We start from the raw sequence: 26550 nt of genomic DNA on the forward strand, positions 1-26550 counted from the left end.
CCCGGTGGGTTGCGTTTAAAGAGGGTGAAATTATTCAGGTATCAATATTATTTTATATCAATGTAGTGTTGGAAATAATTTCAATGAATCGGTAAATACGAAGTTATTAGATTCCAGGTGCCGATTCAGGAATTATTCTCCGCTCCCCAGTAAATAAACATTAATTAAGACGAATCTATGGACGACTTAACCCTGCGTTATTATGACGCCGAAATGCGCTATCTGCTGGAAGCCGGGGAAGAGTTTGCCCGTGCTCATCCGGAGCAGGCGGCAATGCTCAATCTGGATAAAGCGGGCGCGCGCGATCCGTTCGTGGAGCGCCTGTTTGAAGGCTTTGCCTTCCTGATGGGCCGATTGCGCGAGAAGCTCGATGACGACCTGCCAGAATTGACCGAAGGGCTGGTCAGCCTGCTGTGGCCGCACTATCTGCGTACCATCCCATCGATGTCGGTGGTGGAGTTCACGCCGGACTGGCGCGAAATGAAGGAGCAGATGCGTATCGACAAAGGCTTTGAGGTGCATTCCCGGCCGATCGGTGAGAAGGGGACGCGCTGTCGTTATTCCACTACGAAAGCGATAGACCTTCAGCCCTTGTCGCTGGATCGCGCCAGCCTGGCGACCGATTCTGATGGCCGCTCGGTTGTCACACTACGCTTTAGCTGCAGCAAGCTGGCGGACTGGAGCCGTATCGACCTGCACCATATTCCGTTCTATTTCAATGCCGACGCTCCGCTGGCCTGCGCCATGCATGAAGTCTTCACCATGAATGTAGCCCGGATGTGGCTGCGGATGCCCGGTGATGTGGAGAGAAAACCGCTGGACGGGTATTTCACCGCGCTTGGGTTTGGCGATAGCGATACCCTGTGGCCGAAGGGCAGCAGCAGTTTCAGCGGTTACCAGCTGCTGCTGGAGTACTTTACCTTCCGCGAGAAATTCATGTTCACCGACCTGCGCGGGCTGGATACCGTGGCATTTCCGCCTGAGTTCCCCTGGTTTGAAATCGACGTGGTGCTGGCGGAACGCTGGGAGCATGACTTCAGTTTTACCGAAAAGCATCTGCGCCTGAACTGCGTGCCGGTGATTAATCTGTTTCCGCTGGAATCCGATCCGCTGACGCTCAACTCGCTGCAGATGGAATACATGCTGCGCCCGATGCGGGTACAGGATGGTCATACCGAGATTTACGCCGTGGATTCGGTCATGTCATCAAGCCAGCATACTTATGTGCCGTTCTCAAGCTTTCGCCACAAGGGCGGGATGATGCGTCATGAGGCCCCGGAATATTACTATCACACCCGCGTGCGTCGGGGGCCGTCCGGGCTACATAACACCTGGCTGATACTCGGTGGCGAAGCGTTTGATAATCACACCGTGCCTGTAGATGAAAGCCTGTCTCTGACGCTCACCGGCACCAACGGTCAGCTGCCTCGTCGGGCTCTGCAAAGCACCGTGCTCGATACGGTGATGAAAACCACCTCGGTCAGTATCGCCGTACGCAATCTCTGTGCGCCGACGCTGCCTTGCTATCCACCGAACAGGGATCGCTTTCACTGGCGCGTGCTAAGCCACCTCGGCAGCGGTTTCCTCTCAATGATGGATAATGCCGAAGTGCTGCGCGGTACCCTGGCGCTGTATGAGTGGACAGACAGCGAGATGAACCGCCGCCGTCTGGAAGCGATTATCGACGTGAAACACAGCGAAACCGAGCGCTTTGAACAGGGCTACCTGGTGCGCGGTGTGCAGATAGAAGTGACGCTCGACGCTCACGGCTTTGCCGGAAGAGGGGATATTTGCCTGTTTGGCGAGATGTTGAGCCGCTTCTTCGCGCTTTATACCGACATCTATCTGTTTAACCGCCTGATTATCATTCTGCAACCGACCGGAGAACGCCTGGAATGGGAAGAGAAGCACAACCGCCGTATTCCCGGCTGACCCCACGGCTGGAGGCCGACCTTCAGCGCATTAACTTTTACCGTTTCTGCCAGCTGCTGGAAAAGCTTCATCCGGGTAAACCGCTGATGGGCTCAACCAGTCATCCCGCTGACGATCCGGTGCGCTTTGCCCCTCACCCGGGGATGGGGTTTCCGGTCAGCGAACTGAAAGCCGTCGAATACGACGAAGACGATGACAGTAAACCACCGGTGATCCGTACCAACTTTATGGGGATGTACGGCGTCGACTCACCGCTGCCGACCGCTTATCTCGATGACATCGCCCAGCGCCGGGAGGGGCATGACGCGCTGCAGGGCTTTCTGGATATCTTCAGCCACCGCATCCTGACGCAGTTTTACCGCATCTGGCGGAAGTACTCCTGGCCGGTCACGTTCGAGCCCGGTGGGAGCGACAACATTTCACAGTCGCTGCTGGGTCTGGTGGGACTGGGTATCCCCGGTACCGCAGAGCATATTGCTACCCCCGTGTCGCGCTTTTTGGCTCTGCTCGGCGTGTTGCGTCAGCCTGGGAAAACCCAGGAGGGGATGCAGGCGCTGGTGAGTCTGCTGGCACCTGAGACAACGGTGCTGCTTAGACCGTACTGTCTGCGGCCGGTGGAAGTCAGTCAGCCTATGGGCTTTTACGGCGAGAAGGATTTTTTGCTGGATGGCAACACGCCGCTTGGTGATGAAGTGATGGATGCCAGCAGCCAGCTGCTGATTGCGCTTTCAACGGACAACCTGCATGAAGCGCAGGGCTGGAAGCCGGATGGCCTGCTGTATCAGGATTTTCTGGTGATGCTGCGGGTCTATCTGGGCTGGCGCTTTAAGGCAAAAATCACCCTAACCACGCTGACTCGCTTGTTGGTCGTCCCGCCGCTCGGTGAAGGCAATTTCTGGCTCGGCATGAATGGCGTGCTGGGAGCTGAAGATGAAGTGTTTCTGGACCATATCCCGCAGACCTTTACGACGGAACTGGGTAATTACAGCGGCATGCACCCCGCCACACCACAACAAGGAAACCGATGTGTTACGTATAAGTTCGACTAAAATCGCATGCCGGCTGCTGCCGCTGCTGGCGTTTAGCCTGATGGGATGTGGGGTGACGCAGAGCGTCACTGATGGTACTAAATCGGTCTTTAGCGCCTTTTTTTACAAGAAAATTAAAGTCCTGCATCTCGATTTTGTGGCGCGCGAGGCGCTGAATACCGATGCACGTGAGAGCAATTCGCTATCCGAGCCAGTGGTAGTCAGAGTGTATCAGCTGAAAGAACGCAAAACCTTCGACAAGACGGTATATCAGCAGCTGCTGAGAGATGACGATACCCAGCTGAACGCTGATTTGCTGGCCACGCGTGATGTAGTTGTGAAGCCGGGCGGCGATGCGAATCTCGATATGCCAATGGAAGCCGATGCGCAGTTTGTGGCCGTTGCCGGGCTGTTCCGTCATCCGGATATGGTGAATAACACCTGGAAGCTGGTCATCGAACGTGAAGACCTCGATTCCGACAAACCGCGAATTCTGGAAGCCGGAAATAATCATCTGACGCTACAGCCCGTTAAGGATGATTAATGTCACAGGGACACAATACCCCCTCGCTGTATGAAATTCTCTACGGCAACTTCGCCGGCGGCCTCGATCTCAACCACGTCAGCGAGCAGAACCAGGCGATTCTGTCAGTGCTGGACAACATGCAGCGCATTCTTAACTGCCGCGCCGGCACGCTGGCGCATTTGCCGGACTACGGTCTGCCGGATATGACTAAAATCCTGCAGGGTATGCCTGGCTCCGCCCATGAGCTTATGGGGACGCTGTCGGCCGTTCTGCTCAAATATGAACCGCGGCTGAAAAGCATTAGCGTTATTCTCCTTGAGCAGGAGGTCCCCGGCGAGCTGCGTTATGCGATCGATGCTGAGCTGAAAGGGGTGGGCCTGGTGCGCTATGGCACCGAGTTTATGCCCGAGGGCCGGATATTAATTCGCCACTTAAAGCAACAGCATTACTTCGACCGAAATACCCGCATGTAGGGATACCGGACAGGCCGGCAGGTCTGCGGACAACGATACCTTCATCGCGATGCACAACCTCCAGCTCCCGGAGCAAGTTACAAATCTCTGCCTGCAAATCCACGGATGAATCCATCATGAAAAACACAGAACCCCGAAATATCCGGACGGGCGGCGATCCGCGCCCGTTCCCCGACTTTATCGCCCTGCGCGATGAAATGAGCAAGCAGGCACATCCGGCCAGGCCTGATATTCACTGGGAGCGGGTGGAACAATTGTCGCTGGCGCTGTTTGATAAAAACGGAATCGAGCTGCAGACTGGGGCCTGGTATACCCTGGCGCGCAGCCATCTGGCGCGGGTGGGGGGGATGAACGAAGGGCTGAACATCATTGCGACTATGCTGAGCCATCAGTGGGCACAGTACTGGCCGCGGGCAAGCCATCCACGGGCAGAAATTCTTTCTGGTTTGTTTCGGCGGCTGCAGAAAGTGTTCCGCACCTTTACCCTGAGCCATGAGGATTATCATCAGCTCCAGCAGCTGGAATCGACGCTTGATTTCCTGAGCCGCATCCTTGCCCGCCAGGAATTGCTGCAGGTAAGCCAGATAGAGCCTCTGCTACAGCAGGTATGCAGCGCGGTGACGCGCGTGGCGAATATACCAGAGCCACAATTATCCGCAGCAGCCATTACTCTTCCGGCCGCGCAGGCCCCGCAGAACGAATGTAAGGAATCAGCACCTGAGCCTCAGCGTCTGCATGCGATCCAACCGGGCTCCGCCGCACCCGTTGTCAGGGGGCAAGAAACGACGCCGGCCCCAAAGCGTGCCGGCATATTCGCCTGCGGGATGCTGACGGCTTTTGTGTTGAGTACCGCCGTTTTTACCGGCGGGCACTACCTGGCTCGCCCGGAGCAAATCGGCCAGCAGCCTGAGCGTAGCCTGCAACCGCTGCCCCGGATGCCCGGCGCGACGGCAGGCGAAGCGTCCGGGTTTGGCTCAGCAGCCAGCTGGCTGAAGAACGCCTCACTGAGGCTGGAGGAGCTTTCTGCGCTGCCGCCGGACTGGAATCTTCGCGCCGGCCAGGATCTGATAAACCAGGCTCACGCGCTGTGGCCGGGGCTTTCCGGGGCTGAACAGCTGGGCACTCAGTGGCAGCAAAAGCTTGCCCTGAACGGGACTCCGGATGATTCGCTCGCAGGCTGGCATCAGGGCATGCGCAAGCTCCAGAGCCTGAGCGAACAGCTCAACGCCCTGGATGGACAGAAGGGGAAATACATGACCGTCAGCGAGCTGAAATCACAGGTGTTTGCCGCCATTCAGGCATTTAATAAATCCGTGCCGGTGGAGGAGCAGCTCCGTCAGATGTCTGAGCGGCAAGAGCCAGGGATGATCCCGCAGGCGCAGAAGCTTCAGGTGGAGCAGCACTTACAGCAGCTCATCACCCGATACTCGGCGCTAACCAACCGGGAATAGCACTCCTGGCCGGGCAGTTTGTTTGCACTGCAACCGCGCTGAATAGTCATGTGAAAAAGCGCCTAAGGGCATTTTTTCGCGCTGCGGCAGCGTCAGATACAAAAAACCACGCAGTTGCGTGGTTTTTTTATGCTGTCTTCCGGCTGTCATGAGATTCCGTGAAGCCCCATGAGCCAACGGCAACTCTTAGACGTTGAACCGTGATTTGTTACTTATCATGTTGATTATAATGTTTTTAATTTTTATTTTCTTGATTTGAACTCATTTTTGTACTCACTTTCGAAAAAGCAGTGGTTCAGAAAATATGTTATTCATTTTTTAACCATGGATAAACAAAGAACCAGTGCTTTGGTAATCAAATGGTGTGCATAACACCTTCATTTCCAACCACCTCCGTGGCGAGATAGTTATGTATGACTGAGCGAACTGTCAGTATGGCTTGTTAAAATACCAAATATCGATAGATGTCATCTTGAATACTAACTCAACCATCATCTAAGCCTTGACCTGTCATGACGTGAGTCATCATTCTGCTTCCAACTTCTGGTCAGACAGCAAAGGGTCCACCGGCTTCTTCGAAGGCGTTACGTTGGTTTTGATCGATTGATATCAGTGGAACGGCACTATCAGAGACTAGATCATCTAACATTGGCTCTCCGTACTCGTAGAAAGCATGGCCTGTGGCATTTTTCAAAATAACCCAATGTATACGTTCTATCTCAGATAGCCAAAGAGTCTGCTGTCTGCCATATTCAGTCACTGTCATCTGCTTAGCTGCCTGTAGTGGAGCTGCCAGGGATGGGTTACGTTTAGATTTCCCTGTGCTGAAGGGGCTGTGCTTCCTGCCTGTTCACAACTTAGAAAAGTAATGAGGTACTCTTCATCCAATGAGAAGCCGGTATTACATTCCTTACATACTTTGACTTGTGGTACATTGGATGGCAATCGTCTGTTTAGTAGGCCTTTTGTCAGAATGTGATCTCTATTTATCTGATGGCTAACAATAGGTGAACCGCAATGAATGTACCAAAAATTGTGCCGATCGACGGTAAAATGTTCTATGCCTTCCATACATTCTCTCTAAATGTGAATGACTCGGTTATACGGGATGCTCTTTCAACATTGTCCGATGTAGATCAAACTTGCTGTGAGTCCTGAAGATCAGTTTGAAGCGGTAAAAGAGAAACCTTGGATTTTTTATGTAAGAATTAATCATATAAATATGAAGGAGGTGTCATGCAATTTTACTTTAGTACATCCAAAAACTTGCCTAAAGACGAAGGTGTATATCTCATCCAAGACAATGTTGAAAAGCAATGGGGAAATCCATGGGATGACTTTGGGCATGTAATGTTATTCGCTATTTATTATATTCCTTCTGGAATGGAGAAAATCAGACTTGGGTATGTGAGAGTATTATGTCGGGATGATTCGAATACATCAAGCTATTTCAAAAAACATGGGAATGATAAAGGTAATGGTCTTTTTGATGTCACTAGTGTTTTAAATAAAAATAGTATAGTGTCTTTACCAGAGAAAATTGAATTTTATCAGGCCGTAAATAAAGCTTTTTTGACTGATGATAAAATCCGTTCTTATCTCAGAGGAATATGCGATGCGAGTTATTTAGTAAATCTCAAAGCTACACATGAAACATGGGATGGATATACTGGTGCGCTATTTCGAGATAGCTCTAGCAATGAAACAATCTTGACGAGAGGTGTTTCGATAGCATTAGGGCAGTATAAAATAAATAATGAACTATCCATACTTGTCAATGACCTGCCGGACACATTTGAATCTATTAAGTTTGATTTTTTCAAAAATGGTGATGCTCTTATAGAGAATAATAATATAAATCTTATGATAGGAAAAAATGGACTGGGTAAAACTTACATACTTCGGCATTTAATCGATATATTAGCTGGTGTTTCCGATTTTGAAAAAAGACCTTACATCAATAAAATTTTGGTAATTGCGTATTCGCCGTTCGAAAATTTCAAAACCAAAAAAGACATTATAAAGGAGCTAAAAAATAAATACTCTAGTTATTTAGGAGATGTGACTGATGACGAAAAACTCCTGACTGTGAATGATTATGAATATATTGGATTTAAAAATGAAGATAGCGTTTTTGATATCGAGCATCCAAAAAAATATTCAATTGAAGCTCTAAAAAACATTATCAAGTTAGATCAGGAAGATTGGTGGAAAAATACTAAAAGATTTCAGATTCTTCGCGAAACATTATTGACCGCTATCAACTTTACACAAATGGGTGTTTACACGAAAGATAATGTTTTCATTGATGTTTCCGATTTGAATAGCCAAATCATTGAAATTAAAAATGAGGATTTTGATTTTAAAAAAGGTATCGTTTTTATTAATGATGAAGAAATAATTGAATTGAGTGCAGGGCAAATTATTTTCTCTTATATGATTCCATCTATTCTGTCAGAAATAACAGATGAAACGCTACTTGTTATCGATGAGCCTGAATTATATCTTCATCCAACGTTAGAAATTGAATTGATAACAATGTTGAAAAATATTTTGAAGAAATTCTTTTCATATTCAATCATTGCTACTCATTCAGCTGTATTAGCGAGGGAGATAAATAGTGTATGTGTCAATGTATTAAAAAAACAAAATGAAATGACAATCATTAACAGGCCTTCAGTTGAAACTTATGGAGGAGCTTTAGATCAAATTATTGGCGAAGTTTTTGATGATTTTAGAACTACAAAATCTTATCAAAAGGATATTGATAATTTGATTGAAAAGAAAGGTATCAGCCAGGATTTAGTGAATAGCCTTTCAGAAAATGTTGGAGATGAAGCATTATTTTACCTGACCTCACATTTAGATGGAGAGAATGATATTGAAGTGGAGCCAATAAAATGAAATATGTTCAAAATTTAAAAATGGAAGATGAAATTGACTGGCTTACTCAAGCACTAGATTCAAAAAGGCAAGATAAAGATAAGTTAGAGTTAGAAAAGGAGAATTTACAAAAAATCTATAAAAATTATGATGCTATTATAGTTGCGTTCAATTTAATTCCAACAAATAGTAACTATAGATCTATTGAAGAGGATAGTGGAAGAGATAAAAATAAATGGTCAAGTAAAAAAATGTTTATGGATTATTACAATAATCCACCTAAAAAGCTTCGTGAGTTATTGACGAGCCGAAGAAAAGAGCATGAGCTCACAAGCTGTCCATACTGTGGGAATCCTGTTACACCAACGACACTTGATCACTTTATGCCCAAGGATCTTTGGGCGGAGTATTCAATGTATCCTAATAATCTAGTTCCTCAATGTGTGGATTGTGCACCAATAAAAAGCGACTTTTATTATTGTAAAACATCAAAATCATGCTTGTTCATTCATCCTTTATATAATGATATGCTTTCAAAAATAGGTATTAGCATAACAACTGAAATAATAGGGAAGGAGAAATTTAATTTTAAAGTCACATGCAAATATGATCCTAGCATTCAAAAAGATGAACTTGAAAGAATAATACTTCATCTAAACAATCTTAATATTAGTAATAGAGTTAAGGATTATTGTCGACGAAAAATTAAAACAATAACTAAGGAGCAGAAAAATAAAAAAAATGATATCAGAGATTATATAGATGCAAAATTGTCAAGATATACTCATCCTTTGAATGTTTATGATAATTGGGAGGTTGCATTTTATGCCTCGCTACGAGACGAAAAATTAATTATGTATTTGAATGGGTTATGCCCCCCAAATACCCTAGAGGAAAAGCAGGAGGACTTGAATGAGTTAACTTTTTGATAAATAACGGGGAATACATTACGTTATATTCCCCTTTAAATTCAAAGTTCAGTGGAACCTCATAAGATAATTTTTTAAAGTTAATGCTCTTTTTATTCTTATTTTATTGACTTTCAATGTTTTAATTTTTTGTTGTTTGCTTTGTACTCATGCTGGTACTCACTTTGGTTGGTGCTCATAATGTAGTGGCACACTGAATTTGGCCACCTGAACAGAGGTGATATGCTCACCTCAGAACATTACAGGTGCCTCAATGAAAAAAAGAAATTTCAGCGCAGAGTTTAAACGCGAATCCGCTCAACTGGTCCTTGATCAGAACTACACCGTTGCAGCTGCGGCCAGTGCTATGGACGTGGGGCTTTCTACCATGACGCGATTGGTAAAGCAGTTGCGGGATGAACGACAGGGCAAAATACCTAAAGCCTCCCCTATAACCCCGGAACAGATTGAAATACGTGAGCTGAAGAAAAAGCTGCAACGCATTGAAATGGAAAACGATATATTAAAAAAAGCTACCGCGCTCTTGATGTCAGACTCCCTGAACAGTTCTCGTTAATTGGGAAACTCAGAGCGCTGTATCCTGTGGTCACACTCTGCCACGTGTTCGGGGTTCATCGCAGTAGCTACAAATACTGGGAGAAAAGCGGCGAAAAGCCAGACGGCTGGCGAGCTGTGTTACGCAGTCAGGTTCGGGAGTTGCATAACATCAGCCATGGCTCTGCTGGTGCAAGAAGTATCGCCATTATGGCAACCCTGAGAGGCTTCAGAATGGACGCTGGCTTGCCGGCAGGCTCATGAAAGAACTGGGGCTGGTGAGTTGTCAGCAACCTACCCACCGGTATAAACGTGGTGCCCATGAACACATCGCCATCCCGAATCGCCTTGAGCGACAGTTCGCAGTGACAGAACCTAACCAAGTATGGTGCGGCGATGTGACGTATATCTGGACAGGCAAGCGTTGGGCTTACCTTGCTGTTGTTCTAGATCTGTTCGAAAGAAAGCCTGTGGGCTGGGCAATGTCATTCTCGCCGGATAGCAAGCTGACCATCAGAGCGCTGGAAATGGCGTGGGAAGCTCGCGGTAAACCAGCCGGAGTGATGTTCCACAGTGACCAGGGTAGCCACTATACAAGCAGGCAGTTCCGGCAGTTACTGTGGCGTTGCCGGATCTGGCAGAGTATGAGTCGACGCGGAAACTGTTGGGACAACAGCCCGATGGAACGCTTCTTCAGAAGTCTTAAAAACGAGTGGGTGCCAGTGACAGGTTATATAAACTTTAGCGAAGCTGCTCATGCGATCACAGACTATATCGTCGAGTATTACAGCTCGCTAAGGCCGCATGACTATAACGGTGGGTTGCCCCCAAACGAATCGGAAAACCGATACTGAAAAAACTCTAAAGCGGTGGCCAGTTTTTGTTGAGCACTTCAGCATGAACTATCGCTTCAACGGGAAAGAGAAGCGCATGGCCTATGGCGTGTACCCTACCGTGACTCTCGCGCAGGCGAGGGCATTGCGTGATGAAGCCAAGAAAAAGTTGGCCGAAGGGATCGATCCATCAACAACAAAGAAAGAAGAGAAACTGGTTTGCGATGTACAACTCAACAACACGTTCCAGACCGTGGCGCTTGAGTGGCATGCGACAAGAGCTGGTCGACGGTCTGAAGGATATGCCTCTGACATTCTGGAGGCTTTCAATAAATACATTTTCCCCTTCATACAGGACATATTCTTACCTCGTTCTGTTGTGGAATGGATTCTATGGATAACTGGCTAAAACCGTGGGCGATGATGAACCAGCTTTCCGTCGCATCCCGCACGTTGGTCTGCTTCGACGATGCTAAGGTGCTTCCTACTCGCAGGCTTCCAGCGCTGTAACAACAAATACTGCCCCCGTGCGCTTTTGTCGCAATATGTCTTACACGATCCCCTTCTAGTGCTGGGATGCCTAGAGGTGGATAAATCGCTACATAGCCAAGGTTTGGGGCTGGCACTGATACGTGACGCCGAGTTGCGGGTAATACAGGTGGCGGAAACCATCGGTATTCGCGGGACGCTGGTTGATGCGTTATCTGACGAAGCGCGGGAATTTTATCTGCGGGTGGGGTTTGAGCCGTTGCCGATGGATCCGATTTTGCTGATGGGGGATTTGGTGGGAAGCACTATCTTAAGAACGGCCATTTAGTAATACCTTAACAACAAAAACACCACTCCCCCCTCAAAAGCTAAGTATATTGATGTAAGATTCTTTACAGAGAGGTATAATCTTTCTCTATGATTTTAAGGCAAATTAACAACCAGTTACGGTTTGTTAGAAGAAGATATTTGGTATGGGCGTATGAGCAGTGTTTTTGAGAGAGAGAACGATAATATTCGGGTACTTTCACTTTTCTCCGGTTGTGGTGGTATGGATTTTGGAATTACCTCAGCTGGTGGAGACATCGTCTTTGCCAACGATGTTGCAGAGAATGCCTGCAAAACATTAGGGAACTATTTCCCCGATAGTGATATCAGGCATAGTGATATCTCTCAAATTCTGTCTTTTCCGGATGTTGATATTGTTGTTGGAGGCTATCCCTGCCAGTCATTTTCAATGGCAGGTAACAGAAAACCTAACAATGACGACAGAACAAACCTTTATAAACACTTTCTACGGGTATTAGAGACTGTTCAGCCGAAGTATTTTGTTGCTGAAAATGTTTCTGGCTTGAAACATTTAGGGGCAGGTAGCTTTCTGGAACAACAGCTCACGGCATATAAAGCTGCCGGGTACCAAGTCAGCTATCATATGGTAAACGCGAGGGCTTACGGCGTGCCTCAGTCGCGCAAGCGTTTGTTTATTATTGGCGTCAGAAACGATCTGGGGCAATACTTTGAATTTCCTGCTGAAACACATGGCAAAGCGACAAAAAAGAATCCTCATTTAAAACCCTATGTTTCACATGGTGAGGCTATTAGGGATTTACCACTATGGCCTGAAGGTGAGTTTTACGAACGACCACATGATCCTGATGGGCATTTCTCATGGTATTTCATGTCCCGAAATCGTAAAGCTCTATGGGACAGCCCTGCTTACACCGTCGTAGCTAACTGGCGTCATGTTACATTACATCCTGCCAGCCCGGTGATGAAGTTAACATGGTCAAACCTGGAGGATGGCTGGAAGCAGCGCTGGGACTTTTCTGATGAATATGAGCATCTAATTGTTGATACTTCTCGTCCCAAACTGGAACAGGCAAGGCGGTTATCATGGCGGGAATGTGCACGAATACAAACTTTTCCACAGGGTTTTGAGCCTGTAGGAGACGTCGAGTCAAAATTTACCCAAATTGGTAATGCTGTTCCTCCACTGCTGGCTGAGGTACTTTTTCGGCATTTATTTTCTGGTGCTGGTTTGAAAAAGATGACAGCGAACGGTAATTAGGCGGTGAGTATGGATGATTCTTTCCCTGTTACTTTAGAAGAATGGAATGCTGAACTAGTAAAGATAGTCTTTCTTGAGTCTTCGCATACGGGCTCGACTTTAAGCCGAATTGATACTACGGGCCGCATTTTTGAGCAACTTGCAGGTCCACGTAGCAAAGAGGATGCTAAGCGAAGTTTCCTGATTTCGTTTGGAAAAAAAGCGTCTAAAATCCAGGATGCTCTCAGAGATGAGTCGCGATTAGACATTTTAGCGCAAATAAAAGGATACCCTACTTATTTTGCCGTTTTATATTTAACATTACTTGCTGCCAGTGCTGATGATGAAACACATGACGAAGGAGATTTCCGGGTTCGATTTTCTGTGCTGCTTGGCTTTGATAAAAATAAAAAATTTGTTTTTACTGAATTACCCAACTTATGGGAAAGGTTAGAAAGATGGAGTAGTAAAAGACAAAACTGTACCCGTTTAATCTTGCCAAGGCCATCAAAGCATGAAAGATTGATTGGGTATTCCAAGAGAATTGCTTTTCCTTGCTACAAAGATGAGGTCTTTTTACGGAATATTCTCATCGATAATAAACTAGATAACTATTCAACTTTTGAATCAGTTAATAAGGTAGTACATCAATATATATCTTATTTTAGCGAGGTTTTTAACCAAGAGTTTATTGAGTTCAGAACATTACTTTCAAAGGCTGCCATGCAGCAGGCTTATGACTCTCCTTTTTGGGGCGCTGTTCGTGATATCACTGTACATACGGAGAGAGAACAACTCAAAGAGAATGGTAAGTATTGTATTCACATGGAGTTTAATGATTCAGGTAATCCGGAGATTTATCTTCTTATGGATGACGCTGCTGCTACAGCCTCAGAAATCCAGCATTATTGCTCCTTGCCTAATGAAATAGAGAACTATAATAATATATATTACGAACGAGACATAGGCACCACATTAAATTCCTTGGATTTATTATTAAAAAAACGGAAGGGTTATTTCTATAAATCACGAGTGGGAGTCGCACTGCGGTCTGGGTGTTTGCCGCTTTTTCGTGATGATTTTTGTCATATTAGTTCAGAAGGAGAATATTATGAAGATTCTCCAACCTATTTAATACTTCATCATACATATGCAGACAGTGTTTTCACTGTCTTGAAGAAGGTTGGCGAAAGAGTACAACGTCGGGATATTAAATCTACCAAATGGTCGATAGTTTCTTCCGATAAAGTTGGCAGGCAAACGCTGGATAAGATTGCCCGTTTGTTACCAGAAGAAGCCCGTCGTTTTCTAATACAGGGATGGCAGCCTGCTCGACCTCGTATGTCAGGTGCAGCGCGATTTGGACAGGCTATACTACTTAACCCTGCCAGTACACCGATAATTCATATGCCTGAAGTACTAAGAGGATGCTATGTCATCAGCAATAAAGACGGAGAAGAATTAACTCATGGCTCGCTATCTCAGGGAGCTGAAGGATTATTCATCCCACCAGAGGAGTTGATGGAAATATCTGGTCAGGCATTTTGTCGCTACGAACTTACGTTAGCGCATTCAGATATCCCAGTAAATTTTGATGTACACGTGTTAGATCATGCGCCTTACGCCACTTATTGTAAAATCACAGAGCCACATGATTGGCTTATTGATGGACCATCGGGAGTATTAATGGCGTTAGGGGATACGGCAGTGCTCCGCCCACTAAAACGCGAAAAAATAACACCATTGAGTGGTGCTCAGATGTTATGGCAGTATGAAAATTGCCTTCCTGTAACATGCCAATATACCGAGTTACATAATATACCCGCAGCATTTGACTGGCTCGCTGAGGCGCTGGCATTGCGTTTTCAACGTCGTAGCACATTGCCTTTTGGTGAATTAAAACAACATATTGACCCCGTATCACAGGTAACGAGGATACCCGAGTGGCAATTGCGTCGCATGCTCTTTGCTGCTGGCTGGCTTTGTGTAGTACAACGACGTCATGCGCCATATTCGTTAGTCTCATTAGCTGAAAGAACCATTTCCGTTGATGTCACTGAGCAGGGAGTTGTTGCCCGAATTCTGGGGATGTTTACAAGAAGTGAAAGTAATCTTCTCCAAGAAGCACTTAATAACGGTGAGCGAATAGGGCGTCGGTTGGTTGAGGATAAAGGTTGTTCAATGGGTTGTATTGAATTGCATCTATCAGCCAGAGAGCGTATTCATGCTTTCATTGAACAGTTTGGGTTACGTTTGGTTAGTCACGACGATTTCCCCGTAAATGCTTTGAGCGGAGTATTGCTACCACTGTCTCAAATGCAGTTTATCCCGGCTTTACCCCCGGAACTCTATGTGTCGCTATGGCAAGCTGAAAAATACCAATGGTCAGAAGAACAGCGGCTAACTCAAACGGCTAATAATCTATTGATACGGTGTCAGGAAAAGCAGCGTTATCGTTATTTTATTCGGCAGAACACCGGATACTGGCAAACTGATAGCTTCTCCTGGGCATTAATGGCTCAGATGATATGTACAGGAGAAACGGTTGGCGTGCAAAAAGGCGATACTGACTGGTGCTGGTCAAAGAAAATCTTTGCGTTACCGCTCTCCGTTTTACAGTGGTGGATCCATGTTGCCCATGGATGCTTGTCGATAACAGATAATGGTGGTTACTTATTTGCAGGGGGGAAATTTCCACTCTGGGACAATGTAATGGTTTCCCCTTCGTGCCAACGCGCGTTGGAACGACGTAACAGAGCGCTAACAACACGCAAACTGCGTAGAACCTTACAGTAATTTTACAGAATCAGGTGGTAAGGAGAACGTTTAACATGGCTAAAAAGAAAAGTATTATCAGCGACCGGCTGGGCCAAATGTACAGCTTCGGTACAGAATCTCATGAATTGATCAGATGCTTGCAAGAGTGCAAGCAAAGGCTCACCAGAAATGGCGCTAAAGCAGATAATTTACCGAAAGCACCAGAGAAAAGGTTACATTTTCTCCGTACGTTACCACCTAAGGCCAAACTTGTTGTGTCTGATTGGCTTCGTGAAAATTTAACGTTTTCTGAACAAAATGACCCAGAAAATGTTCTTAGAGATCTGTTAGAAGCAGAAAGTAATGCGGAAGATATTGAACTCTGTAAACCGTTATGGCGCACTATTCTGGGATTCTATATTTCTTCTGACTGCCCTGAAATTATAACGAAATTTCTGAATGGTGAAGAAATAGATTTATCCCAACATGGTGTTTCTGACTCTTCGACAATTAATTTCACTGACGAAGACATTGAACAATGTGCCTTAATTAGTCAGGGTAAAGAAATTTCTATGCCAGAGCGCACTATTCCACTGTTTGTTGGGGGATTGGTTGACGCACTTAGGGGAACGCGTACAGCCGATAATCGATGGCGGACAAAGCTATCAGAACATTCTTTACCGCTGGCGCGAAAATTGGGTGAACTTATCGATCAGTTTGAAGCCAGTCACGACCTTAAAAAAATGGATGGTACCAGTGTAATACAGGCTCCTCCCGTTGTTTCCAAAGAAATCGACAGTTCGATGGACGAAGTTATGTTCATTGGAAAAGTGTTAGCGTTAACCGCGTCCGGCGCTTTTTTTGTTATGCCGATTAGTCTGTTAATTAATGGCAACCTACGAGACCTCCCGGAGGAACTGGTAAAAGATTTTTTCCCCCATGGAGGTGAAGCCATTGGTTTTGAAAACTATTTCAGCAAAAAATTTACTCGGGATGAAATAGCAATATGGAAAGCCCGATATCAGCCGTCTGATAAACCCGCGCAGTATGTTATTACTGACTACCTGTCGCGCGTTTATCCTGTCGTTGCGCTGCCTCATGCCTCTGATGAGCCTGATGCTGTCAGAGAGTGGTTACTGACCCGCTACCAGCCGCAAAACGATACGGCGGTCATTTTTCACCTAAGTGATGGCGTATCCCTAAGATTACCGGGTGACTTGTCTGATCCTAAAAAATATGACTTTGATATGCCGCTAGAGAGTTATCGTCAGGTTTCTCAGACACTACTTGGTTCTCATGCCCTCAGGGTGATCACTGAACTCCCTCAGGTGAGTAAAAAATATGATTGCGCTGAAGCCAGCACGTGGATCAAACGCCTGCTTAAACGCACTGATTCAGCAAAAGATTTCCCTCAGTTCAGTAAAGGACAGCTACAAAATTTAACCCATTTTATTGCTGAACATGAGTCTGATAATGAGGCATCCTATCTTCGTGCAGTATCTCACCTGGAACAGATAGCAGATACAAGATCCTTTCTTAACGATACGACTCAACAGTTATTGGCTTTACCTGAGGTTGAAGCGCAAATTAATATTGAGAAACAAGAAATACTGACTCGTTATGAAGAAGAACAGTACCAGATTAAACAATCAATAAAGGTATTATCTGAAAAGAAAATACAGCTTGAAAATGAAATTGACGACCAGAAGAAAAAACTGAAAAAAGAGACCGATCGTATTAATAAAGCGCTACGTCAGCAAGAAAATGAACTTGAACAACGGATTAAAAAGACCTTCGAAGCTGCATCTCAAGCGGGAATTGAAACGCTGGCCCAGACAGCGTTACTGAGGGCGGTAATTAAAAATGAAACAGTGCAGGAACAACCTGCCCAACGACGAATAGCACCAGAATCTGTAGCCGAATCAGTAAATTCTAATTTTCCATTGGCAGAGACGAATGCCCTGACTCGCAAACATCAACTATCATTGGCTATCGAAAAACAGGCTTTGGCGACGGGACTAAGTGAATCTTTATTATCCAGCCTGATTGCCGCTGCGAGTGTTACACCCGCAGTCGGATTGATGGGAAAAGAGACGAAAGAGACTATCGCCTCACTAGCGAACCTCTTAGCCGGGAATGTTTGGGGTGAAGTATCGGTACATAGCGATCATTTTAGCTTCAGTGATTTAATGAACTCCCCCACATTGATCCGTTTATCCGGCGATACTAATACCATGACGCTAGGCGATTTTTTGACCCATCAACAAGAGGCAGGGCTGGCGAGCATCGTTGAATTGCGTGGTTTTAACCGCACTCCTCCAGAAACGCTGCTCCCTGAACTCCAAGAGTGCTTATTCAGAACTCGCCATCCTGCTGCATGCAGTTGGACGGATCGGCGGCAGGCTCTACGACATTTGCCCATCCGACACCCGATACTTTTTTTACTCACATTCACCACCGGGAAAAGCACGTTTCCATTACAGGCACCTCTTGCTTACCAGTTACCCCTGTTTCTTGCAGAAAATATATGGTCGGATGAGCGGCCACTTGAGCAAAATACTGACATCACGCCTTCTCGTATTACCCTTGAACTATGGCAGACAATCTATGTGGACAACCCCCAGCCAGAGTACCAAGCTTGTGCCCCAAGGGAAGTGCTAGAAGCAGCGCTACTCTCTTTACTTCCTGATGAACAAGCACAAGCTGTTGCCCGTCTGGCTTATAGCCTAGGCCGTAGTACGGCACAAGATATTGCGACCACGATTGACGCTCTTGCCCCGGAGTTAGGGCCATATGTTCAGGAAATGACTACCGGTGAATCTGCAAGCGTACTTGAGACCCTTTTCCAGTTATAAGCAAAGGATTAATAATGAATAACCCACTGGAAACATTTGAATCAATAAGAGATTTTTATATTTCGTACCTTGAAACGGCCTTCCGTATTGGTTCATCAGACATACAGACCGAACGGCGAGCGTTACTGGAACAGCAAGGGACATTATGCGCCGATCTATTTCTTGAGCCGATGTCCCGATATGAGAACTATGGCTTAACTATCAGTGAATTACGAAATGATGCTCATGGTCAGACATGGTTGCCAGGGTTTAATGCGCAACAAAGGGCGGCATTCATCGACCTCTGTTTAGGTGGACTTCTGCCCCGCAATAAAACGGATTCAACTAAGGGACGTTTTAATCTTTATACCCATCAACTGGACATGCTGAAAAGAGGGGTACAGCCAGGGAAACCGGGCATTGTCACCTCCGGGACCGGTTCCGGTAAAACCGAATCATTTTTACTGCCTGTTCTGGCACAGATCGCAAAAGAAGCTACCGGCTGGCCGCAAAGCCCGGCGTTGAAGCGCTGGCAACCGTGGTGGCATAAGGTAGCGGATAAACAGCCCAGCTTCATGCGCGAGCATGAAGCCGCTGCTCGTCCGAAAGCGGTACGCGCGCTGATCCTCTACCCGATGAATGCCTTGGTAGAGGACCAACTGGTACGTATGCGACGGGCGCTGGATTCCAGCGAAGCTCATGATGTCATGGATACGCATTTCGGCGGCAACCGGATCTTCTTTGGCCGTTATACCAGCGCAACTAAAGTAACTGGCTGGCTTAAACATCCCCGACTCAGTGAAGAAAAAAATGAGAAAAAGCGCGTGGCTAAAAAAATCACCGAGCTGCGTGAATATATGCAATTAACGGAAGAGACCCATCAGGAGGCGGTACGACAAGCGCAGCAGGACAAGGATAACGAATTATCGTTTAATTTCCCCCGAACCGCTGGCGGAGAGGTTCTCAGCCGCTGGGAAATGCAAAAGACACCGCCCGATATTCTGATCACCAACACCAGCATGCTCTCAACGATGCTGGTTCGCGAGGTGGACGATCCTATTTTTGAGCAAACCCGACAGTGGATTGAGCGCGATCCTGATGCCTATTTTTATCTTATTCTTGACGAACTTCATCTACAGCGAGGAACCGCTGGTACTGAAGTCAGCTACTTGCTTAAACATTTGATCAGCCGGCTGGGGCTGGATCAGGAAAAACACCGACACAAATTGCGCATTCTGGCCTCCAGCGCCTCTTTACCCGTTGAAGGTGCTGAAGGTGATCAAAGCGTCGAATATTTATGGGGGATGTTCGGTCAGCGGGGATTACCCGCAGGTGCCTCTTCCAGCGACTGGAGAGAATGTATTATTAAAGGTGACCCCCTTCCCCCGGGCAATATGTCTCTTTTCCAGGGGGATCTGGAGGCGTTTTATCACGCAGTGCTTCAGTTACAGCAAGCACCACTTACCTCATTACAACACTGGCAGAATGTCGCCCGTAGCATGGAAATGACAGCCAGTGAAGCCTCTACAGAACAACTAGCGCAACGTGTCGTTTTACAGGCGAGCAACCTGCTTGAAAGTGGCTGCTATACGGACGATCATTCTCCGAGAGCTACGTCAATCAAAATGCTTAGTTCACGCCTTTTTAACGCCCAACCCCATAGTGACAAAGCGCTCCAGGCATTAATCTGGTTACGTTCGACTGAGGGAGATTGGCCGCAATGGTTTTCACATGCCTTTCCTGATGATATCGGTGCGCCACGTTTCCGCGCTCATGCTTTTTTGCGCGCTCTTGAGGGGTTATATGTCGCGCCATTGCCCGTCCCTAGCGCTGCATCTGCGCAAGAAATTAATCAAAGATATTTTGGCGATCTTACCGTGGAGTCCGGCTTACGTTACGGCAAAGATAAAAAATCGCGGCGTGTCGAATTACTCTATTGTGAATGTTGCGGTAATCTCTTTTGGGGGGGTAAACCTTCGGTCTTTTCCGGTTCAGAAAGTCGAATTGAACTTTTACCCAACGACCCTGATACGGAACAACTGCCCGAACACGCAAAATCAGTCATGGTAGAACGCCGATCTGCTGAAGAATATGCGCTATTTATGCCCGTTGTCGAACGTTTCTGGCCGAAAGGAAATGAGGAGCTAAACAGCGATAATGACAATACTTTTGGTACTTGGGTAAAAGCCAGTTACGATCCATTTACCGCCACTATTCAACACCCAGTATCGCTCTTAAAACCGCTACCGGAAAACCATATAGCGGGCTGGTTCTATTACGTCAAACCCGGTGAATTTGCCTCCTCGGAAAGAGGCCAGTCATCCAGCCAGTCACCGGGAACGGCGCTACCTTTTCAGTGTCCGGCGTGTGGTACGTCCTATAAATACGGCAAAGGTAAGCTCTCCCCAATCCGTAGCTTTCGCGTCGGTTTTTCGAAAACGACACAACTACTGGCCAGCTCGCTAATGGCGGAACTACAGCGATCGGGTAGCCGTGAGCAACTGGTAACGTTTTCAGACAGTCGTCAAGATGCCGCAAGGGCGGCGCTCGATCTGGAATCGGGTCACCATGACGACGTCAGACGAGAAATTGTTGTCCATTCGCTACAGACTATTGCGGCTGATAAACCGTCCCATAACCAACTAAAAATACGCCAGGCAGAGATAGAGAACCGGAACAAAACACTAGTTAACCTCAGCGTAAGGTCGGATGAGGAAGAGGATGAATTGGATCAACTTGCTGATGAACGAAAGAAAATCAGAGGGTTATTATCAAAGCCTGAATCTGACAGCATACCTCTGCGTGAAATCCTCGAACCTGAATCACCGGATGCAGGTCAACCGCTTGGCCCGCTGTTAAGGGCGCAGGTAGATGCAGGTATTCACCCTTCCGATCGTACTGGCATCGCGCCTGTTCCCGATCCAGAAAAACATGAAGAAGGCACGCTGACCTTTGCATGGCAACAACTCTTTGAAAAGAACACGCAGGGGGAGTGGTGCTGGAAGGCGCTTCCATCCTATGAAGACAACCTGCTTGTGGCACGACAGGAGATTTCACGCGATCTGAAACGGCTGGTGGGGGAAAGCGTATTCAGTAAAACCTACTTCGCGCTGGAAGAGTCCGGTTGGGGTTATCCCTGCCTTCCCATTACCGGAAACGACTCACGGGAACATCTCGCGATTTATGACGCAATGTTTCGTGTGTTGGCGGACGCATACCGGGTTACCCCGTCACAATATACAAAGCCAGAAACTCCATGGAGTTCAGCGCGCGATGTCAATCGTAGAAACCGCCTGTACCGTTTTACACAGGAGATATGCCAGTGTTCAGGAGGCGAGCCTTTATCTTTAATTGATAGTTTTCTCCGGCGACTAGAGCTGGCGGGTCATCAGGGCGGTATTATTGATATTGGTAAAATGCATTTTCGCCTGGCGGAACCTACAGATCGCGTCTGGCGCTGCTCCCGCTGTGGGCGTATACACATGCACACCGGCGCGGGAATCTGTACTCGCTGCTACTCTCCTTTACCAGAAACGCCGTGCAGTGAGGCAAAAACGCTCCAGATGCAACACTATCTCGGCAAACGTCTCTCACATTCTTCTGGTATTCACAGGATGCGCTCAGAGGAACTGACTGGAATGACCGAAAATCCGGCGGCAAGGCTACGCCGGTTTAAAGGTATTCTGATTGCCGACGACGATGATATTTTACCGGAAGGAATGAAAGATTTTGCGCCCGATAGAGACCTTGACCGGGCAGCTCGCGTGGTCGATGTGCTTTCCGTAACCACCACCATGGAAGTGGGCGTTGATATCGGTGATTTACGCGCGGTCTTTCAGGCCAACATGCCACCACAGCGCTTTAATTATCAACAGCGTGTCGGACGTGCCGGACGACGTGGACAGGCGTTTTCATTCGTCTTAACCGCGTGTCGCAGCAAGAGCCACGATCTGTTCTACTTCCGCCACCCGGAAAAAATTACTGGCGATCTCCCTCCGCCACCGTTTCTGACCACAAAGCTGGAAATGATCTGCCAGAGACTGGTACGAAAAATCTGGCTGGTGTCGGCATTCAAGTGGTTAAGGCAGCAAACGGAAAAAGCCGATCACCCATGGCCGGTTGACGACTACGCACACGTCCCTGATAACCATGGTGAGTTTTTCCCGGTGCACTGGCTGAAAGAAAACCAAACGGACTGGCTGCCAAAAATCCGGCAGGCTATCGAAGCAACCATCCTGGCGCGCGATGAATTTGCCCGGACCAGCACACAGCAAAACCCCTATTTGTTCCAGAAAATTATTCAGCCTTTGACGCCGGAACAGCTGATTCAGGATATCAACGCCGTACTGAACGACAGCGCGATGGAGGCGAAAGGACTGGCAGAAGCGTTGGCGGAACACGGTAAATTCCCAATGTATGGCATGCCGACCCGATCACGCCTTTTGCTGACAAGGCCAGTCAGCACAGGTGAAAAAGAAATCGAATTCGCCAGCATGGACCGCGATCTGGATATTGCGATACAGGAATTTGCCCCCGGAAAAATTCTGGTTCAGGATAAACGACGCTACTTTACAGCAGGTTATAGTGGACTGCTTAAACAGAGCAGAAAAAATCCACGATCATTTTATTCAAATGCCTGCGAACCGGGTGAACTCAGAACAATGACCGCCTGTCCGGTGTGCAACATCTGGGCTCAGGCAAACTCTCTGGCCACCGAATGTACTATCTGCGGTGCCGTTATGGATAAGGCAGAGCGCTATCAATGCTATGTTCCTTATGGATTTATCACCACGCTGGAGCCAAAATCGGCCAAAGAGGATTTTGATCAGATCCTGACCACGGCCAGTCGTGTATCAATTGCAGAAGCCTACACTTTTTCTGCCACGCCAGAGCCTGACGTTAATGTGGCGATACAGCTTCAGCCGCAGACATGTCTGCACCGCCTGAATCGGGGAATTTATACCGATAAAACATGGCGTGGTTTCAGCGCAACACAGGGGAGCCTAACGGTCCCTTTCAGAAAGCAGGGGACCTACCAGCCGCTTTGGGCTAACCGGGTTTGGATGGATAGTCAAATTATTGAGGCCGACCTGTTAGTTAAAAACCGCTTTAACGATCGGGGAGAAACCCGAAACACATTTTATCTTGCCGCGCCTAAAGTGACTGATCTACTTGCGCTGATGGTTGCCCAAACCCCGCCGGGTCTCCGGCTACAGTTTTCCACTCTAACTCCGGCATTCAGAGCTGCTGCGCTCTCGGCGTCTTTTATCATTGTTAACTATGCATCAAAAGAGCTATTGGATATTGATCCTGAAGAAATTGAAATTCTGGAACCCCGCGTTCAAATGCTGAAAAACGGTAAGTCGGTACCAGTTCTGCAAATGGCCGATCGTCTGGTTAATGGTTCAGGGTTATGTGAACGGCTGCAGCAGAAGGACGCATCCGGTTCTCTCATTATACTTGAGGTCATGAAGAAGATTTTAAATAACAAATCGGCTTACCCGCTGGCTGAGTTCCTGCAATCCGATCATCGCGAACGATGCTTTCAAGGATGTTATCACTGCCTGCACCGATACGGAAACCAGCCGTATCACGGGTTGCTGGACTGGCGTCTGGGACTGGATGTTATTCAACTTCTTCTGGATCAAACCTATAACGCCGGGCTGAACGGTGATTTTACATCTCCGGGCGTGTCTGACTGGCCGGAAAATGCCCTACGATTAGCTAAAGAGGCCGCTTCGCTATACAGCGACAGTGACGTAAAAGTGATGGGGAATATACCCGTGATTCGCACCGGTGACGGGCGGTGGGCCGCCGTACTACATCCATTCTGGGATCCCGATGCTGCATTTGCTGCAAACCCCGAACTTGAGGCATTTTCATATGAGGTGGACGTAGACGCGACGAATACTTTTGCGTTGTCCCGCCGCATGGGGACTGAAATGGCGAAATTACGGACTCAGGCGTCCTCATCTCAGGAGTGATAATGCAATGAATGAAATGACGCTATCGCGTACTCGTCCGGTGCTTCCTTCCTTGTTGGGTTATTTCGCCGTTTGCCCGGCGAAATACCTGCTGGAAAGTGAAGCTCATTCTTACGCTCGTTTACCGCTGCACCCGGGAGTGATTCTGGGCCAGGTAATACATCAACGGGTCAATTCAGTGATACGCAGGGAGGCCGCTTTTGGGAATTATACCCTCAGGCAACTGGAAAATGATTTTTCGATCGAGCTGACAGCCAATAGACGTGCCGGGCCGGTAGCAAACTGGATATATGACCGTCACGGCGTTGCCGGGCTGGTGTCACGCCAAATGCTTGTTACCCAGATCCGCTACGTCAGATCGCTTATGCCACCTGTTTTCGTAAAAGGGGGCCCTGCACACGAAAAAACATTACCCGTTGGCCGGGAGGTTATGCTGACCAGCAATGATTTCGATATGCATGGGCGGGCCGACCTCATATATCAGGAGCGACCCGATCGGTTAAACGTAGTTGATTTGAAAACCGGAAAGGTAACAGACGAACTAAACCAGCCGAAAGAAACTAACCTGTTACAGATTGCGGCCTATGGCATAATGGTAAGAGAGCGAGCACCTGATATGAACATTGGGTTAGTTCTGACGGGGAGCCGTGATAGTTGGGAAGGGGTACTGAATACAGACCTGATTGAACGGGTCACTACGATTATCAAAAATATTAATCGACTTTTGCCACGGAATATCCCACTTTCAGTATATGAGTTGGCTTGTCCAGGCACGTACTGCTCCCATTGTTCCTGCCGTTGCTCGTGCCCGGCCTGGACAGAAAAGCTACGCAAGCAGATGCAACCGTCTCTTTCTGAGTATCAGCATGGCGGAATCGATATCAGTGGAAAATTACTTGATGCGGAAAGTGACGATCATCTTCTTACGCTGAAGATCCTGCTACCCGATAATTCAGTTGTTAAGGTCTTTCGTGTGCCTTCCTGCACCATCCCAGACCCAACGGAAATAACAGGAAAACAAATTGCATTGTACGGATTAAACACCTTCAGTGAGACACCAACAGAGTATTTTCCCCGCAACTTCTACGTCATCAATATGCAGGATACAAGAAGATCGGCGTTTCAGTTTCACTGGCAGAGTGAAGGAGAGAATTAGACCTGGAGAAAACGCTTACCTTAAACAACGCTCGATGATCTTACCCGTAATATATTGACGCTCAGCCAGCGGTGATTACTCATGATAAAACCAGCATCGACCAGCAAAATGGCCCGTAAGCAGTACACACCCTAATTCCTCGATGAAGCCCTGAAACTGGCTGAGCGTATTGGTATCGCTGCCGCTGCCTGTGAGCTCAGCCTGTGACCTGCTCCCTTTTGATTAATACATGCGTTTCTTTTTAATGTCTGCATATGGCACGGAGCGCACATATAGAGTCAATTAAGTTAGCGCGTCGGAACAACGGCGTCGGTCATTGATTGGTCACAGTCCCTAACAATACTAATGTGTAGCATGAATGTCTTCGGTTGTTGTGCTAATCTGAATCAATCCCATCCACCGGTCAAATTCTAAAAAAAATCCTCTTCTTGTCGACTGGCATCCTTTGCCGTTTAACTATCATAAACCATACACATTTATATAAAATTGTCCCTTGCCATCCTCTGTTTTCTGTATCCGATACGAAATTGGCAACGAGTCTTTCATGTTTGGTTTGGCGAAAGTTAGATCAGCAGCACACTGATAAACTTCAAGACCTGGCTCATGACTTAAAGTCCTGACATTATCGACAGAAATTCGGACATCCTTATCAAACGTCATTCCTTTCTCTATCGTTTTCCTCGCTATATCAACGACCAGATTCTTGGCATCATCACTGTTGCATTTGGGCATCTTATCACCGCAACCGACCATTAAACTCGCTGCAATCAACACCAGAAGCATGTTTACTTTCATTTATTGTTTTCCTTCAATTCAAAGTTGTTGTCTTGTTATTTTTTGTTGTATTGGCCATCCATTAAACCCGACGCAGAAGCACCGCAGTATCCTTCACAACCACGCGTCATAACACCGGCTTTCCCATTATTCATTTCACTGAACACTGCAACGCACTGGCTGGAACTATCATTCCAAACCCAACGGTGCTTCTGATTCTCGCCAGCAGCTATTTGTTGTGCTGTCCCCTCCATATTGCAGGTCCCTGAGCCATCCCTGACTGATGCACTTATACTGAACTCCGCATTACTATTACTTGGTTTCAAGGCTAAAACAGCGCCGGGTTTGGAGTACTGAGCAGCGATTGTCGGAAGGGCAACGCCTGCCAGTAATAACGCAACAAATATTCTTTCCATCATTA

At 47.2% G+C, this 26550-nt stretch carries 14 protein-coding genes and 4 pseudogenes; 16 read left to right on the forward strand and 2 right to left on the reverse strand.

Annotated features, from left to right (window positions below; genetic code table 11):
• Window positions 1–177: 177 nt before the first annotated feature.
• The 16 genes and pseudogenes from tssF to QFI97_RS12570 form a co-directional block, all read left to right on the forward strand.
• Window positions 178–1932 (forward strand): type VI secretion system baseplate subunit TssF, encoded by a 1755-nt coding sequence (tssF, locus tag QFI97_RS12495; protein WP_346431291.1) that lies wholly within the window; start codon window positions 178–180, stop codon window positions 1930–1932.
• Window positions 1896–2981 carry a type VI secretion system baseplate subunit TssG gene (tssG, locus tag QFI97_RS12500; protein ID WP_346431292.1) on the forward strand — a complete coding sequence of 362 codons (1086 nt, stop codon included), beginning with the start codon at window positions 1896–1898 and terminating at the stop codon, window positions 2979–2981. The genes tssF and tssG overlap by 37 nt, the downstream gene beginning before the upstream one ends.
• Window positions 2959–3504 carry a type VI secretion system lipoprotein TssJ gene (gene tssJ / locus QFI97_RS12505; protein WP_346431293.1) on the forward strand — a complete coding sequence of 182 codons (546 nt, stop codon included), beginning with the start codon at window positions 2959–2961 and terminating at the stop codon, window positions 3502–3504. The genes tssG and tssJ overlap by 23 nt, the downstream gene beginning before the upstream one ends.
• Complete coding sequence (gene tssE, locus QFI97_RS12510; RefSeq protein ID WP_346431294.1) at window positions 3504–3959, forward strand: type VI secretion system baseplate subunit TssE; 456 nt, start codon at window positions 3504–3506, stop codon at window positions 3957–3959. Before tssJ ends, tssE begins: the two co-directional genes overlap by 1 nt.
• Window positions 3960–4075: 116 nt before the next feature.
• Entirely contained in the window at window positions 4076–5410 is a 1335-nt protein-coding gene (locus QFI97_RS12515; RefSeq protein WP_346431295.1) for a VasL domain-containing protein, read from the forward strand.
• A 1236-nt stretch (window positions 5411–6646) separates the two neighbouring features.
• The gene (locus QFI97_RS12520) at window positions 6647–8314 is read left to right on the forward strand and encodes an AAA family ATPase (RefSeq protein ID WP_346431296.1); all 1668 of its coding nucleotides are present in this window, start codon (window positions 6647–6649) and stop codon (window positions 8312–8314) included.
• A complete protein-coding gene (locus QFI97_RS12525; RefSeq protein ID WP_346431297.1) occupies window positions 8311–9222 on the forward strand; it encodes a hypothetical protein in 912 nt (303 codons plus the stop codon). The genes QFI97_RS12520 and QFI97_RS12525 overlap by 4 nt, the downstream gene beginning before the upstream one ends.
• 253 nt (window positions 9223–9475) lie before the next feature.
• Window positions 9476–10610: pseudogene (locus QFI97_RS12530) on the forward strand (IS3 family transposase).
• Window positions 10611–10644: 34 nt separating this feature from the next.
• A pseudogene (locus QFI97_RS12535) lies at window positions 10645–10941 on the forward strand (tyrosine-type recombinase/integrase); the annotation flags it as partial.
• 32 nt (window positions 10942–10973) lie between these two features.
• Window positions 10974–11406, forward strand: a pseudogene (locus QFI97_RS12540) (GNAT family N-acetyltransferase).
• Between the two features lie 123 nt (window positions 11407–11529).
• Window positions 11530–12645 carry a DNA cytosine methyltransferase gene (locus tag QFI97_RS12545; protein WP_346431298.1) on the forward strand — a complete coding sequence of 372 codons (1116 nt, stop codon included), beginning with the start codon at window positions 11530–11532 and terminating at the stop codon, window positions 12643–12645.
• Window positions 12646–12654: 9 nt separating this feature from the next.
• Window positions 12655–15420, forward strand: a complete 2766-nt coding sequence (locus QFI97_RS12550) for a hypothetical protein (RefSeq protein WP_346431299.1) — start codon at window positions 12655–12657, stop codon at window positions 15418–15420.
• 35 nt (window positions 15421–15455) lie between these two features.
• On the forward strand, window positions 15456–18236 hold the full coding sequence (locus QFI97_RS12555; RefSeq protein WP_346431300.1) for a kinetochore protein: 2781 nt from the start codon (window positions 15456–15458) through the stop codon (window positions 18234–18236).
• 14 nt (window positions 18237–18250) lie between these two features.
• Window positions 18251–24199 carry a DEAD/DEAH box helicase gene (locus QFI97_RS12560; RefSeq protein ID WP_346431301.1) on the forward strand — a complete coding sequence of 1983 codons (5949 nt, stop codon included), beginning with the start codon at window positions 18251–18253 and terminating at the stop codon, window positions 24197–24199.
• Between the two features lie 7 nt (window positions 24200–24206).
• Window positions 24207–25355 (forward strand): PD-(D/E)XK nuclease family protein, encoded by a 1149-nt coding sequence (locus QFI97_RS12565; protein WP_346431302.1) that lies wholly within the window; start codon window positions 24207–24209, stop codon window positions 25353–25355.
• A gap of 81 nt (window positions 25356–25436) precedes the next feature.
• Window positions 25437–25559 (forward strand): annotated as a pseudogene (locus QFI97_RS12570) (IS3 family transposase); the annotation flags it as partial.
• 255 nt (window positions 25560–25814) lie between these two features.
• Here the strand turns inward: QFI97_RS12570 and QFI97_RS12575 are convergent.
• Together QFI97_RS12575 and QFI97_RS12580 are read right to left on the reverse strand one after the other, a co-directional pair.
• Window positions 25815–26150: a hypothetical protein gene (locus QFI97_RS12575; RefSeq protein ID WP_346431303.1), complete on the reverse strand. Its 336-nt coding sequence runs from the start codon at window positions 26148–26150 to the stop codon at window positions 25815–25817.
• 35 nt (window positions 26151–26185) lie between these two features.
• Window positions 26186–26545 (reverse strand): acyl-CoA dehydrogenase, encoded by a 360-nt coding sequence (locus tag QFI97_RS12580; RefSeq protein ID WP_346432086.1) that lies wholly within the window; start codon window positions 26543–26545, stop codon window positions 26186–26188.
• Between the last annotated feature and the right edge of the window lie 5 nt (window positions 26546–26550).

Source organism: Klebsiella scottii (genome assembly GCF_036561945.1).
GTDB lineage: Bacteria > Pseudomonadota > Gammaproteobacteria > Enterobacterales > Enterobacteriaceae > Klebsiella > Klebsiella scottii.